Source organism: Micromonospora sp. RTBAU3-60 (assembly GCF_054963695.1).
Genome location: NZ_JBUEGB010000116.1, coordinates 1 through 12,529, shown reverse-complemented (window position 1 = coordinate 12,529; position 12,529 = coordinate 1). Strand labels below are relative to the sequence as shown.

Below are 12,529 nucleotides of genomic sequence, written 5' to 3'. Positions count from 1 at the left end.
TGTCGTCCATCTGCGGCGGAGCCTCATCGACCAGGTCATCGTCTTCGCGGGGGAGATCGAGCCGTTCGCCTGCTGAGTCATCCTTCTGTCGCTGTCCTTCTCCTGAACTTGCCCCGTCGGCGTTCGGGGGCTGCGGTTCGCGGTTGGTCAGGCCGCGGTGTTGAGGGGGCGTCCGCCCCAGCGAATGCCCTTTTCGCTGCGGGTGCGGGCGCGTTCCTTGGGTTGGGCGGCGAGTACGTCGGGGTGGCGGGCGTTGGTATTGCGCCAGCGCAGGTAGCGGTGCAGTGCCTGGGTTTGCGCAGGGTGGCTGCGGTGGTGGGAGTTGGCCAGGGTGAACTGCCGCAGCGGGCCGAAGTGGGCCTCGATCGGGTTGGCCCAGGAAGCGTAGGTCGGGGTGAAGCACAGCTCGACCTTGTTCTTCTTCGCCCGGCCTCACGGCGGTCAGCCACGACGGCCGCACCGAGCTCGGTCAGCCGCGCCAACTCCGCGTCGCGCGTGCCGTCGACAGGACGCAAGTCGAGATGGATCCTGTTCTTGACCTGCTTTACTTCGGGGACATCTTGGAAAGATCAGACATCTTGGTAGGACTTGTTGGGAGCAACCTCGGTAAGTCAACAACCGGTCCAGAACACCCCAGCTCATTCGCGGTCTTGGGCCATCGCGGGTCCGGCAGAGGGAAGTACAGCGTCACGCACAGCCCTCCGCCGTCGCGCGGGTCCAGGCGGATCCGGCCCCGATGGGCCAGGACGATCGCGTGCACGATGGCCAGCCCGAGCCCTACGCCCTCGCCGCCGGTGCGGCCGCCCTCGCCGCGCACGAACGGCTCCAGCAGGCGCTCGGTCTCGACCGAAGCGATCACCGGGCCGCCGTTGGAGATGCGCAGGAACGCCTCGCCGCCCTCGACCCGGGTCTCCACCTCGATCTCGTCCTCGGAATCGTTGTGGCGCAAGGCGTTGTCCACGAGGTTGGCCACCATCATCTCCAGCAGCACCGGGTCGCCGACCACGGGGGCGGGCCGCAGGTTTGACTCGTCCGGGACCCCGACAAAATCCGACAGGTCGACCAGGCGCCGCCGTCCCGTCGCCGCCTGGCTGTGCGCCAGCGCGAGCAGCCCGTCAAGCGTCCGCTGGCTCTTGCCGATCGCGGTGCGAATGTCCTCCGCCATCGTGATCAGCTCATCTCGGCTGGGTTCACCGTCGAGGGTGACGTCGATCGCGGTGCGCATCGTGGTCAGCGGGGTGCGCAACTCGTGCGCGGCGTTGGCGGTGAACAGCTTCTGGCTGGCCACCCCGGCCTGGATCCGGTCGAGCATGCTGTTGACCGTCGCGGCGAGCGCGGCCAGCTCGTCGCGGGGCTCGTTGACCGGAACCCGCTCGGAAAGGTTTTCCGCCGAAAGGCGCTGCGCGGTGGCGGAGATGGCGCGGATCGGGCGCAGCACTCGCCCCGCCACCAGCCAGCCCAGCAGCGCCGCGAGCGCGGTCACCACGGCGAGCGCGATCAGCGCCTGGATCAGCAGCTCGTGCAGGGTCGCGTCCCGCAACCGGTCCAGATCCGGCAGCAGGTCCTCTGGACGCGGGGCGGTCTCTACCGTGTCGTCTGGGCCCCGAAGGTCGATGCGTACCAACCGTTGGCCGAGACGGCGCCGCATGAACAGGTACGTCAACCCGGTCAGGACGAGTCCGGCGGCGAGCACGAGACCGGTGTAAAGGACGGTGAGCCGAGTGCGGGCGGTGAGCCTGAGCTTCACGGGATCATCCGGTATCCGCCGCCCGTCACTGTCTCGATGAGCGGGGGATCGCCCAGCTTGCGGCGCAGCGTCCCGATCGTGATGCGGATGGCGTTGGTGAACGGGTCGGCGTGCTCGTCCCACACCTTCTCCAGCAACGTCTCCGCGCTGACGACATCGCCGCCCGCCGACAGCAGCTCCTCCAGGACGCCAAACTCCTTGGGAGTCAAGGAGAGCAGCCGCCCGGCCCGCTCGGCGGCGCGCCGCGCCGGGTCGAGCACCACGTCCGCGCGGCGCAGCACGGGAGGGCGCGCCGGGGTGCTGCGCCGGGCCAGCGCACGCACCCGCGCCACCAGCTCCGAGAAGGCGAACGGCTTGCCCAGGTAGTCATCCGCGCCCAGGGTCAGGCCGCCCACCCGGTCCTCGACCGTACCGGACGCGGTCAGCATCAGGATCCGGGCGGTGCCGTCCTGCGCGAGCCACCGGCACACCGCATCCCCATGCAGCACAGGCAGATCGCGGTCGAGCACCACCACGTCGTAGGCGGTCAGCTCACACTTGTCGAGCGCGGACCGGCCGTCGAACGCCATGTCGACGGCGAACCCGTGCTTGCGCAGCCCGACCGCGATGTAACCGGCCAGCGGCTGCTCGTCCTCCACCAGCAGCACCCGCATCCGACAAGTATGCGCGGGCCCACCTATGGATCACGTATGGTCGCTCGATCGGCCCGCCATACGCGCCCGCCGGTAGACCTGTGGCTCATGACCACTACACGAAGAACGATCCTCTCGCTCGCCGGCGCGGCACCTCTGGCCCTGGCGATCTGGGACCCGGCCGCAGCGGACCCGGGTTACGCGAAGGTGCCCGATGGCCTCAAACCCGGTGGGGAGCTTGACAAATTCGTCGCCGAGCTGGCGGCCAAGGACGAGTTCTCCGGCTCGCTGCTGCTCACCCACCGCGGGCGGCCCGTGCTCAGCCGGTCATTCGGCATGGCCAACAAGGCGCTGGGCATTCCCAACGGGCCCGACACCATCTTCGCCCTCGCCTCGGTGACCAAGGTGCTCACCGCGTTGAGCGTGGTACAGCTGGTGCAGCGGGGCAAGCTCTCCTTCGGCGCCAAGCTCGGCACGCTCCTCGACGGGTTCGCGCCCGAGATCGGGGAGGCGGTAACCGTCCACCACCTCCTCACGCACACGTCCGGGCTGGGCGACTTCCACATGGTGCCAGGATTCTGGGAGACCGCGCGCACCTGGACCAGCGCCCAGCAGGTCATGGACGGGATCACGCAGATCATCCGGGGGATGCCGGTGGCGTTCCCCGCCGGGGCCTCACACGCCTACAGCAATGCCGGATTCCACCTGCTCGGGGCGATCGTGGCGAAAGTGTCCGGACTGTCCTACTACGACTACGTGCGGCAGAACGTCTTCCGACCCGCCGGGATGAGCAGCTCGGACTTCTACACCAAACCGCAGTGGCTCACGGATCCCCGGATCGCCCATCCCTACACCAGGCCGAAGTCGGGCGAGCGGATCGACGACATCGACAGTCGCCACTTCATCGGGACCCCGGCCGGCGAGGCCTTCTGCACCTGCGCCGACCTTGACCGCTTCACCCAGGCACTGCTGCGCGGCAAGCTGATCGGTCCGCCATTCCTCCAGCTTTACGCCGGTGGGAAGGTGCCGATGCCGCCGATGCAACCACCGGGGTCGCCGCCGCTGCCGCCGCCTCCGGGACCGCCGCCGGTGACGCTGCAGTGCTACGGCCCGATCGGAAGGGCCGCCGGTGGTCAGTGGACCTTGGGCCACGGCGGCGGATCTCCCGGGATCTCCACCAGCCTCGAGGTTTTTCCCGACAGCCGGTGGACCGTCGTGGTGTTCAGCAACTACGACCCGCCCGTGACGCAACCCATCGAAGCAATGGCCCGGCAGCTGATCACTGGGCAGAGGTAGATCCATGTCACGCCTGATGTCGTCAGCGTTGTGCCTTCGACATCAGGCGTGACCCCATCACGCGACGGGCTATGCCGCGACGGCCTCGCCGAGCACGCCAACCTGCACGCCGACAGGGTTGTTCTCTCGGGCCTAGGACTCTGCTGCACCAGATCGCGGCATAACCCGGTGTCCAGATCCCGGGGGAGGGGGACCTCAATTGCGCCACAGCCCGGTGATGACGAAGGTAATGCCCGGGCTACGCACGTTGGCGGACAGTCAGCTGTCGTTCTGTGCGGTGAACACTTGCCGGCGAATCAGGCCCAGCCCTCCTGCGCCAGCCGGACCCCCAGCTGGAGTCGGTTGTGGACTCCGTACGTCTGCATGATCCGGTGCACCCGCCGCTGCACCGTCCGCTCCGCGAGGCCGAGCTGGCGTCCGATCGCCTTGTCGGTCAGGCCCGTCACCAGCAGGCGCACCACGTCTTGATCCAGCGGTTCGAGCCGCTGTGCGGCCTGCAGCGACCCGGGTGCCGAGCCCGGGACGAGCGGGGTGGCCCGGTGCCACAACGTCTCGAACAGCAGGTGCAACGAGTCCAGCAGCGACGAAGGGTGGACGACGGCGGCGACGGAGATGGCCTCCGGGGCAGTCTCCAACGGGAGCATCGCGATGCGACGGTCGCCCATCACCATCTTGAGCGGCGGTCCCGAGATCACCCGCGCGACTTCCCCGTCAGCGACCAGTGCCCGGATCGCCTCGTACTTGCCGGCGACCTTCAGCGCGGTGCGGTCGTAAAGGCAGCGGTAGCTGGCCATTCCCTCGGTCAGCAGCTGGCTCTCCAGCGGGTTTCCCAGGTGCTCGGCCGCGTACGGCGGGGCGTCGATGATCAGCACCTCGGTGGAGGTTCGTTGGATCTGCTCGGAACGTTGCAGGGTCGCGCCCCGACCCACCACGATCTCGATCAGCTCCGCGGGCACCGTGGCGCGTCCGGCCCGCCGCCACCGCTCGGTCAGCGTCCCGGCGAGGGCACGTGCCTTGGCGATCTCCTGCTCGCGTACGCGGGCCAGGTTGTCCAGTGCCACATCAGGGGCGACGGCGGCGTGCCGCTTTGGGCGCCCGCTCAGCGTCGTGACCAGGCCCTTCGCCTCCAGCGACGCCAGGACGGCGGCGGCGGAGATGCTCGAGCTGGAGCGCCAGTCCTCACCCACCTCGCCGACGGTCACGGCAGGTCGGTCGACCAGCAGCAGATACATCGCGCTCTCGTCCGCGGTCAGGCCCAACGACATCAGATCCACCCGCTACCGCCCTTCGGTGGCGTATTCCTGACAGCGGCGTGAAGACGACGACACCGATGCTAGCGAACCCGGTTCCACCGCTGCGATCCTCCAACTCAACCCGCCCGGCCTGCCACAAGGAGTTTGCGATGCCGCATGGTCTGCTCGGTGCGATGGATCCGGGCCGTGCCTGGACCAGGTTTCTCGCCGTCACGGCTGCCACCGCGATGGTCGCGGTAGGTGCACCGCCGGCACTCGCGCAACAGGCAGCACCGGCCGGTACCGGGCCAATGCCGGCCGGTTCGCGCGCGCCATCCACATTGGGCACCGTCGCACTGGTCACCGGGGACCGGGTGGAGGTCGCCCGGGAGCTGGGCGGGACCTACCTGGCGACGCTGCTACCGCGCGACGACGGGACCCGCAGCAACGTCAAGGTCGTGGAGCGCGGCGAGGACGTGTACGTCATTCCGCTAGAGGCCCAGCCGTACATCGCGGCCGGCTCCCTCGACCGCGACCTCTTCAACGTCACCGACCTGCTCGACAGCGAATCCCGGGACGGGGTGATCCCGCTCATCGTGGAGTACGAGGACGGCGCCGGGGCCCGCAACCTGGCGGCCCGGCAGGCCCCGGCACACAGCACCCGGAAGGCGACACTGGAGAGCATCGACGCGTTGGCCGTCGAGGTGCCGGCCACCAACGCGGAAAAATTCTGGGCCGGACTCAAGGGCACGCTGCGCGCCGCCGCGACCGGGCAGCGCTCGGCCACGAGCGTCAAGCGGGTGTGGCTCGACCCGGTGCTAAAGCCCGACCTCGCCGAGAGCGTCCCGCAGATCGGCGCCCCGAACGCCTGGAGAGCCGGCTACGACGGCACCGGGACGACCGTCGCGGTGCTCGACACGGGCTACGACCCGACCCACCCCGACCTGGAGGGCCAGGTCGTGCGATCCGCCGACTTCAGCGGCACGGGCATCGTCGACGGCCACGGCCACGGCACCCACGTCGCCTCGACGGTGGCCGGCACCGGCGCCGCCTCCGGCGGCCGGCTCGTCGGTGTCGCGCCCGGCGCCGACCTGCTGATCGGCAAGGTGATGACCAACGAGGGCTCGGGCATGGGCTCGTGGCTGATCGAGGGCATGGAGTGGGCGGTGGCCAACGGCGCCAACGTGGTGAACATGAGCCTTTCCACCGAGGTCAGCGACGGCAGCGACCCCATGAGCCAGGCCGTCAACGAGCTGAGCGCCGCCTCCGGCACTCTCTTCGTCGCGACCGCCGGCAACACCGGCCCCGACGAACTGACCGCGCGCGCCCCCGGTAACGCCGACGCTGCGCTGTCGGTGGCGGCGGTGGACAAGTCCGACGCCATGGCCTGGTTTTCCAGCCGCGGCCCGCGCTTCGGCGACTACGCCATCAAGCCGGACATCGCCGGCCCCGGTGTCGGGATCGTGGCAGCCCGGGCCAAGGGCACCACCCTGGACACGCCGGTCGACGACCGATACGTCGCCGCCTCCGGGACCTCCATGGCGGCCCCGCACGTCGCCGGGGCCGCCGCGATCCTCAAGCAGCGCCACCCCGACTGGCACGGCCAGCAGCTCAAGGACGCCCTGATGGGCTCGTCCGCCGATGTCGCCGACACCAGCGTGTACGACGTAGGGGCCGGCCGGGTGGACGTCGCCCGCGCCGTGACCCAGCCGGTGACAGCCGGCCCGGGCTCGGTCAGCTTCGGCAAATACGCCTGGTCCGAGGCCTCCCGGGACACCGTTACCAAGACGATCACCTACCGCAACACCGGATCCGGCGATCTCACGCTGGCGCTCGCCCTCGAAGCCGTCACGACCACCGGCACGGCCGCCCCGACAGGCATGTTCACCATCGACACCACCACGGTGATCGTGCCGGCCGGTGGAACCTCGGACGTCCGGCTCACCCTGGATCCCAACCTCGGCGACACGGGGCTGTACGACGGCCGGATCCTGGCCACCGCCGCCGACGGCACGAGGCTGCACACCAGCTTCGGGGTCTTCAAGGAGCCCAAGATGGTCCAGCTGACCGTCGACGGCATCACCCAGGACGGTGCCCCGGCTGGCGCCCTCAGCTCCGTCGACCTGTGGAACCTGGACACCGACCTGTGGGTCGACCGGAGGTTCGGCGCCAAGGGCAAGGGCGGCGCCGGCCCGGCCGTCTTCTCCGTCCCGGTCGGCACCTACAGCCTGACCAGCTTCCTGTGGACGCTCGACGACGCCGGGATGTTCGGGCTTGACCTCGCAATGGTCAGCAAGCCGGAGATTGAGCTGACGGAGGACACGCACATCCTGCTCGACGCGCGTGCCGGACAACAGCTGAACCCGATCACTCCCCAGGCCACGGAGGCGCGCGAGATCACCCTCGGCTACCACCGCGCGTCCGAAAAGCACAGCTTTGGTGTGCACTACCTGCTCGACAGGTACGTGGACGTCGTATACGCCACGAAGACCGAGCCGGTCACCCGGGGAGAGTTCGAGCTCTCCTCCCACTGGGAGCTCTACGCACCGGAGTTCACCATGCGACTGACCGGCTCGCGCTCGACGCTGGACGCGGAGTACGCCATCGGCTCGCCCCGCGTCAACGGGCTGAAGACGTACGACCTGGCCGACGCCGGGCGGGGAACACCCGAGGACGTCGCGGGCCGCGACCTGGCCGGCAAGGTGGCGCTCGTCGAGCACTCCGACGACGTGGCCGTCGCCGACCAGGTCCAGACGGTGAGCGACGCAGGGGCGACGGCAGCGATTATCTACCACAACCGGCCGGGCTTCCTGCTGGCCGACGTCCCCGCCACCTCACCGATCCCGTCGTTCACCATGGAGCAGGCGCCGGGCCGGGAGCTGTTGGCGGTGGCGGCGGGCAGCAACCAGCTGCAGATCGTCGGGATTCCGGACAGCCCGTACGTCTACGACCTGTTCCCGTACCTCACGGGGCACGTGCCGGCGACGATTGACCGGACGGTCGAGCACCGATCGCTGGCCCGGACATCCGCGGGTTACTACGGCGCGGGCTCGCGACAGCGGGGGCTGGAGGCGCTCTTCCCGCGCCGCCCCTACGACAGCTTCGTGCTGCGGCAGGCGCAGGAGATCGCGATCCCGTCCACGCGTACCGAGTGGGTCACCCCGGGCGATGTGGTGTGGCAGCCGCTGACCTGGCGGACTACCCGCTACGACGGAGCGCTCGTCGGGGCGGACCGTTCCTACACGCTCGGCGAGCAGCGTACCGAGGACTGGTTCCGATCGGTCGTCCGGCCGGGTGTCCCGTCGGTCCTCGACGAGGACGACGCGCGGTGGGGCATGCCTGGCTTCCGGGAAGGTGACCAGTTCACGATCCAGGTTCGCAGCATGCTCGACAGCGACGAGCACTACTCCGAGGGTGGCGGCGACCCGCGCTCGCGGCTCTACCGCAACGGCGAGCTGGTGGCCGAGCGGGCCAGCCTGGAGGGCACGTGGCCGGCGTCCGCGGAGCCGGCGAACTACCGGCTCGAGCTCGACGTGGCGCGGTCCGAGCCGTGGTGGCGGCACTCCACCAGCAGCCACACCGCCTGGGGCTTCACCTCGAGCCGACCGGCGGACGGCGGAAAGGCGCCGCTGAACCTGCTGCAGATCGACTACGACGTGCCGACGGACGTGGACGGAAACGTGGCGGCTGGCAAACCTACCGCGGTCGGGTTGCGCGTCTACCCGCAGACCCGCCCTGGTGAACCCGCAGACGTGAGCCTTCGGGTGTGGGCCTCCTACGACGAGGGCGAGACCTGGCAGCTGGTCAGTAAGGTCAAGCCGGCCGACGGCGGGTCGTTCATCGCGACCGTCAGGCAGCCGCGGGGTGCCGCAACGGTGAGTTTGCGGGTCGCGGCTACCGCCGGCGACGGCACCTCCATCGACCAGACCGTGATCCGGGCGTTCGGAGTGGCCGCTGGCTGAGACACGACCGCGCGGCGGCGGAGTTCGTACCCTCCGCCGCCGCGGCCGGCGACCCGGTGCAGCCCGGGCTGGCTATCGCGCCGCCGTCGGCACTCGCAGCTCCCAGATCCAGTCCGACCCCACGACGGCATGATGCCGATCTGCTTCGGGCTACGGCAAGCCGACTATGAACGCGTCGCGGCCGGGCTTGGTCGCGCCGAGCACAGATCGCTCAGCACTCAACGGTATCCGCAGTTGCCGCAGCTCCGCCCCCATGCCGATCGACTACCACGGGGCGCGTTTGCGGGAGGCCCCGCGCGGCGGACCTGCCTTCTGCAGAGGCGCCGACGGATGTGCGGGACGCATCCGCCGGTTGTCGATTGACGAGCCGGGTACGTGCCGGTTTGGCTCGGGTGGGTACAGCGGCTGCCCGCCGTGCTCCGGGCCGGTTGTGGTCCGTCGCCGCGGCACGCATCCTGTCGGACCGCCTGCCTAGAGTCAGCCGCATGTACTTCGTGTGTCGCTGGCGGGAGGAATCGCCGTTCAGCAAGCGGGTGGTCACCGTGCCCGACGCGACCGTGCTCGGCTGGTTCCGCCGCGGCTGGGAGCACGACGACCCGGACGGATGGATTGACAGTGAGTTGGGCGGCAACGTTTACGGCTTGGAGTCGATCTTCGAGGAGGTCCGGAAGCGGAACCTGCCGCGGCCGGAGTCCGTTGACGAACTGCGCGCGCTGCTAAACGAACACCTGTGGGTGGAGGGTGACGACGAGGACACCTTCATCCGGCTCGGCGAGCACGCCCTGCGCGTGCGTACCGATGACGACGAGGTGGACCTGGCTTACTACTTCGTCGACGATGAGGCCGTCGCCGCGTCGCCCGACCGGCTCGCGTTCCTGCTACACGGCACCTGGCCCCTGCCGGCCAGCACGGCCGCGCCGGGCGGGGTCTTCAGCCATGGCGTACCGGTCCGTACCGTCCGGCTGGCCCGGCCCGGGCCGGAGTCCGTCTTCTCGGTCCGCCTGTGCTGGGAATCGCCCGATACGACCCGGAACCTGGACCTGGCCGGCGCCATCGTCTTCCCCGGCCTGACCCTGCCGGACCTCGCCGCCCACCTGCACGACGTCGACGACCCCGACGCCTACCGCTGGCCGCACGACGTCCGGCTGCTGCGGGCTCTCATCGGCCCGGGGGAGGATGACGTCGGCCCGGCGATGGAGCGCTACGCCCGGCTGCCCGGATACGCCCCGTCGCCCGCCGGCCTCGACCGAGCGCCCGCGCATGACCCGATCCACCTGGAGATGTTGGAACTGCTGCCCGCGGAGCGGCCCACCGAGTCGCTGATCCGGTTAGACCCGCACATCGCGCAGGTCGCCCGGTACATCGACGGCTTCTTCGGGTTCGACCAGTGGTTCCTCTTCGACACCCGGTGGGCGGCGGCCCATCCGGACCTGGCCCGCTCGCTGCTGCGCTACGCCGCTCATTGGGACCCGTACGAGACATAGATTGAGCTGGCTCTGAGTCTGGGGAAGTGCGGTCACCGTGCCGGTACGTGCGATCATGCCGCGGTGTTGGGTCAGTCGGTCAGCGTGTTGTGGTCGCGGGCGTTGCATCTGAGGTCGGGCTTGCAGGCGATGGCGGTGGCGTCCGGTTCCCTCGTCGTGGCGGAGCGGCATTCGCGTTTGGTCCGGCTGGATCCGAGTAGCGGGGTGCGGTTGTGGGAACAGCGTGTCGAGGATTGCTGGGGCTCGGCCGTTATCGCAGGTGAGTCCTGCCTTTACCTGAGCCAAGCGGGTGTTCTGCACTGCTTCGACCTGGGCAACGGGCAACGATTGTGGTCGACGCCCGGCCTGAGCCTTCGGTATTACGTCAGCGTCTGCGGTGCTGTTGTTCTGCTGGGCGGGTGGCGCGGTTACCACCCGTTGATGCGGGTGGCCCTCGCCGACGGCAGGTGCCTGCGGTTCGATGGCGGCGCGGTTGCCGGAGTCGGTCCACTTGCCTGGCCGCAGCCGGTTCGGTGGAGGGCCGAAGGTGGCTCTGCCGCCGATGCGGTGCTCATCGCGGGCGCTGGTCTGCCGAAACTACTGGTGATGGCCGCTTCCGGGGCCGTTCTGAGGCAGTGGTCGCTGCCGGAGCCGGTGATCATCTCCGATGCCGGCGGCAGCTACGGAGTCAGCAACGATGGCCGTGTCATCTTCCTCAGCGGTCGACGCACGGTCATGACTTTTCATCCGGCGAGCGGCGTGCAGGTGCTGTGGCGCCACGAGCGTGACCTCCGCCCACAAACGCCGATCCTTCACGGCGACACGCTGTGGCTCATCGAGGATGCCGGCATCGCGGTCATCGACCTGAACCATGGTGCCGTTACTGACGTACGGCATCTACCGCACGGCGCTGTTCGCGCCGCGGCCCCGGTGCCCGGTGGCGCGCTGTTCGCCTTCGCTGACGGCTCGCTGGTTGCCATCGACCCCGCTGCCTACGTCGTCGCCCGCATACGGCTACCGGCGCGGGTTGACCGGCTGCTTCCCGGAGACGACGGTCTGACGCACGCAATCGGCGAGGGGCACCTCGTCACGCTCGATATTCCAGCCACGGCAACCGCCCCGCTGCGTTAGCAGGCATCGCTCACTGCTGCGAGGTGCTCGTAACGCGGCGTTACAGCGAGTTGCGGCTCGAGTCCGGACCTGTCGAAGGGGAGAAGGCTCGGTTCCTGGCCTTGTGGGTTGTCTACGTGTTAGGTCGAGCGGTCGGTTCGTGGCACGATCGGGTCGATGGGCTGGTCGGGGCTGTTTTCGGCTTCGAGCCAGTCGGCGGGGTTGAACGTGCTGCCGCACATGCTGCAGCTGGCCCGGCCGAACAGGTATGTGAGGCCGTCGGCGAGGGTCGTGTCGCCGCCCGCGGCTGCGGTGTCGTGCATCCAACGACCGATTCCCGTCAGGTCCTGGGCGGTGATGGGGTCGAGCGGAAGGCGGCTGATGTCGCCGTCGTTGTGGTCGCGGATCGCCGAGTAGTGGCCGTAGTCGCCGATGACGATCGCCAGGCGAGTTGTGCAGTGCGGGCAGTTGAGATGGTAGTGCTCGTCGGTGAAGTCCAGGCTGATCGAGGCCCAGAACGTGTAGCCGGCGAAAGCGAGTGTGCCCTGCAACCGGTGGACCAGTGCGGGACCGGTGCACGCGGCCAGACGCGTCCGGGCAAGCGAGTGCAGCACTGCGAGGGCTTCCGGGTTGGTCCGCACCAGGTCGTCGTGTCGGTGATACCGATGCAGGGTTCGTACGATCACCGCGGCGAGCTGCAGCGCTCGTTCCCGGAACTCGTCGGCGCCTGATTGCGCCAGTCGGCTGAGCTGGGGGAGCGCGGCGAAACCAGCCGAGCAGAAAGACTCTGCCTCCACAACGAGCCGGCGTTCGACCTCGTGCCACACGGCGGCATCGGGTTGGCGCCCGAGCCGCTCGAGAAGCCTCCCGATCACGACGCCAGAATCGCCCTGCACGTCCTGCACCGAGCGCCAATCGATCATCGGATGATCCAACACCACGTCCTCAATCCGTAGGTGGGCGGAGCTGGGCGAATCCAGCAAGGCGGCCTTTGTCGTTTCCGGGGCGCACCTCGCGCCGGGGACATCTCGGGAACATGGGTTTCCGGGTGATCGTCAGCAGCGGGATCGAGCCTGGCGTTGCGCTA

Annotated in this window: 8 protein-coding genes and 1 pseudogene; 4 read left to right on the top strand and 5 right to left on the bottom strand. The window is 69.2% G+C overall.

Features of this window, described 5'->3' with window-relative positions; genetic code table 11:
* Positions 1-147: 147 nt before the first annotated feature.
* The 3 genes and pseudogenes from ACY34I_RS38895 to ACY34I_RS38885 all read right to left on the bottom strand — a co-directional run.
* Positions 148-426 (bottom strand): annotated as a pseudogene (locus ACY34I_RS38895) (IS630 family transposase); the annotation flags it as partial.
* A 118-nt stretch (positions 427-544) separates the two neighbouring features.
* Positions 545-1,540, bottom strand: a complete 996-nt coding sequence (locus tag ACY34I_RS38890) for a sensor histidine kinase (RefSeq protein ID WP_462760298.1) — start codon at positions 1,538-1,540, stop codon at positions 545-547.
* A 203-nt stretch (positions 1,541-1,743) separates the two neighbouring features.
* Positions 1,744-2,400 carry a response regulator transcription factor gene (locus ACY34I_RS38885; protein WP_462760296.1) on the bottom strand — a complete coding sequence of 219 codons (657 nt, stop codon included), beginning with the start codon at positions 2,398-2,400 and terminating at the stop codon, positions 1,744-1,746.
* Between the two features lie 87 nt (positions 2,401-2,487).
* Here ACY34I_RS38885 and ACY34I_RS38880 point away from each other — a divergent pair, with 87 nt between their 5' ends.
* Positions 2,488-3,675 (top strand): serine hydrolase domain-containing protein, encoded by a 1,188-nt coding sequence (locus ACY34I_RS38880; RefSeq protein WP_462760294.1) that lies wholly within the window; start codon positions 2,488-2,490, stop codon positions 3,673-3,675.
* A gap of 296 nt (positions 3,676-3,971) precedes the next feature.
* Here the strand turns inward: ACY34I_RS38880 and ACY34I_RS38875 are convergent, their stop codons facing one another.
* On the bottom strand, positions 3,972-4,940 hold the full coding sequence (locus ACY34I_RS38875; RefSeq protein ID WP_462760292.1) for a helix-turn-helix transcriptional regulator: 969 nt from the start codon (positions 4,938-4,940) through the stop codon (positions 3,972-3,974).
* A gap of 308 nt (positions 4,941-5,248) precedes the next feature.
* Between ACY34I_RS38875 and ACY34I_RS38870 the strand changes: the two genes are divergently transcribed.
* The 3 genes from ACY34I_RS38870 to ACY34I_RS38860 all read left to right on the top strand — a co-directional run bounded on the left by ACY34I_RS38870 (position 5,249) and on the right by ACY34I_RS38860 (position 11,463).
* Positions 5,249-8,869: a S8 family serine peptidase gene (locus ACY34I_RS38870; protein WP_462760290.1), complete on the top strand. Its 3,621-nt coding sequence runs from the start codon at positions 5,249-5,251 to the stop codon at positions 8,867-8,869.
* A 485-nt stretch (positions 8,870-9,354) separates the two neighbouring features.
* A complete protein-coding gene (locus ACY34I_RS38865; RefSeq protein ID WP_462760288.1) occupies positions 9,355-10,353 on the top strand; it encodes a hypothetical protein in 999 nt (332 codons plus the stop codon).
* Between the two features lie 63 nt (positions 10,354-10,416).
* Positions 10,417-11,463, top strand: coding sequence for an outer membrane protein assembly factor BamB family protein (locus ACY34I_RS38860; RefSeq protein ID WP_462760286.1), 1,047 nt, complete (start codon positions 10,417-10,419; stop codon positions 11,461-11,463).
* A 119-nt stretch (positions 11,464-11,582) separates the two neighbouring features.
* On the opposite strand, the gene ACY34I_RS38855 is transcribed toward ACY34I_RS38860, so the two are convergent.
* On the bottom strand, positions 11,583-12,383 hold the full coding sequence (locus ACY34I_RS38855; RefSeq protein ID WP_462760284.1) for a hypothetical protein: 801 nt from the start codon (positions 12,381-12,383) through the stop codon (positions 11,583-11,585).
* Positions 12,384-12,529: the final 146 nt, after the last annotated feature.

Coding starts and splice junctions, on each gene's coding strand:
- ACY34I_RS38885 (WP_462760296.1), bottom strand. CDS start 2,400: ATGCGGGTGCTGCTGGTGGAGGACGAGCAGCCGCTGGCCGGTTACATC.
- ACY34I_RS38880 (WP_462760294.1), top strand. CDS start 2,488: ATGACCACTACACGAAGAACGATCCTCTCGCTCGCCGGCGCGGCACCT.
- ACY34I_RS38875 (WP_462760292.1), bottom strand. CDS start 4,940: ATGTCGTTGGGCCTGACCGCGGACGAGAGCGCGATGTATCTGCTGCTG.
- ACY34I_RS38865 (WP_462760288.1), top strand. CDS start 9,355: ATGTACTTCGTGTGTCGCTGGCGGGAGGAATCGCCGTTCAGCAAGCGG.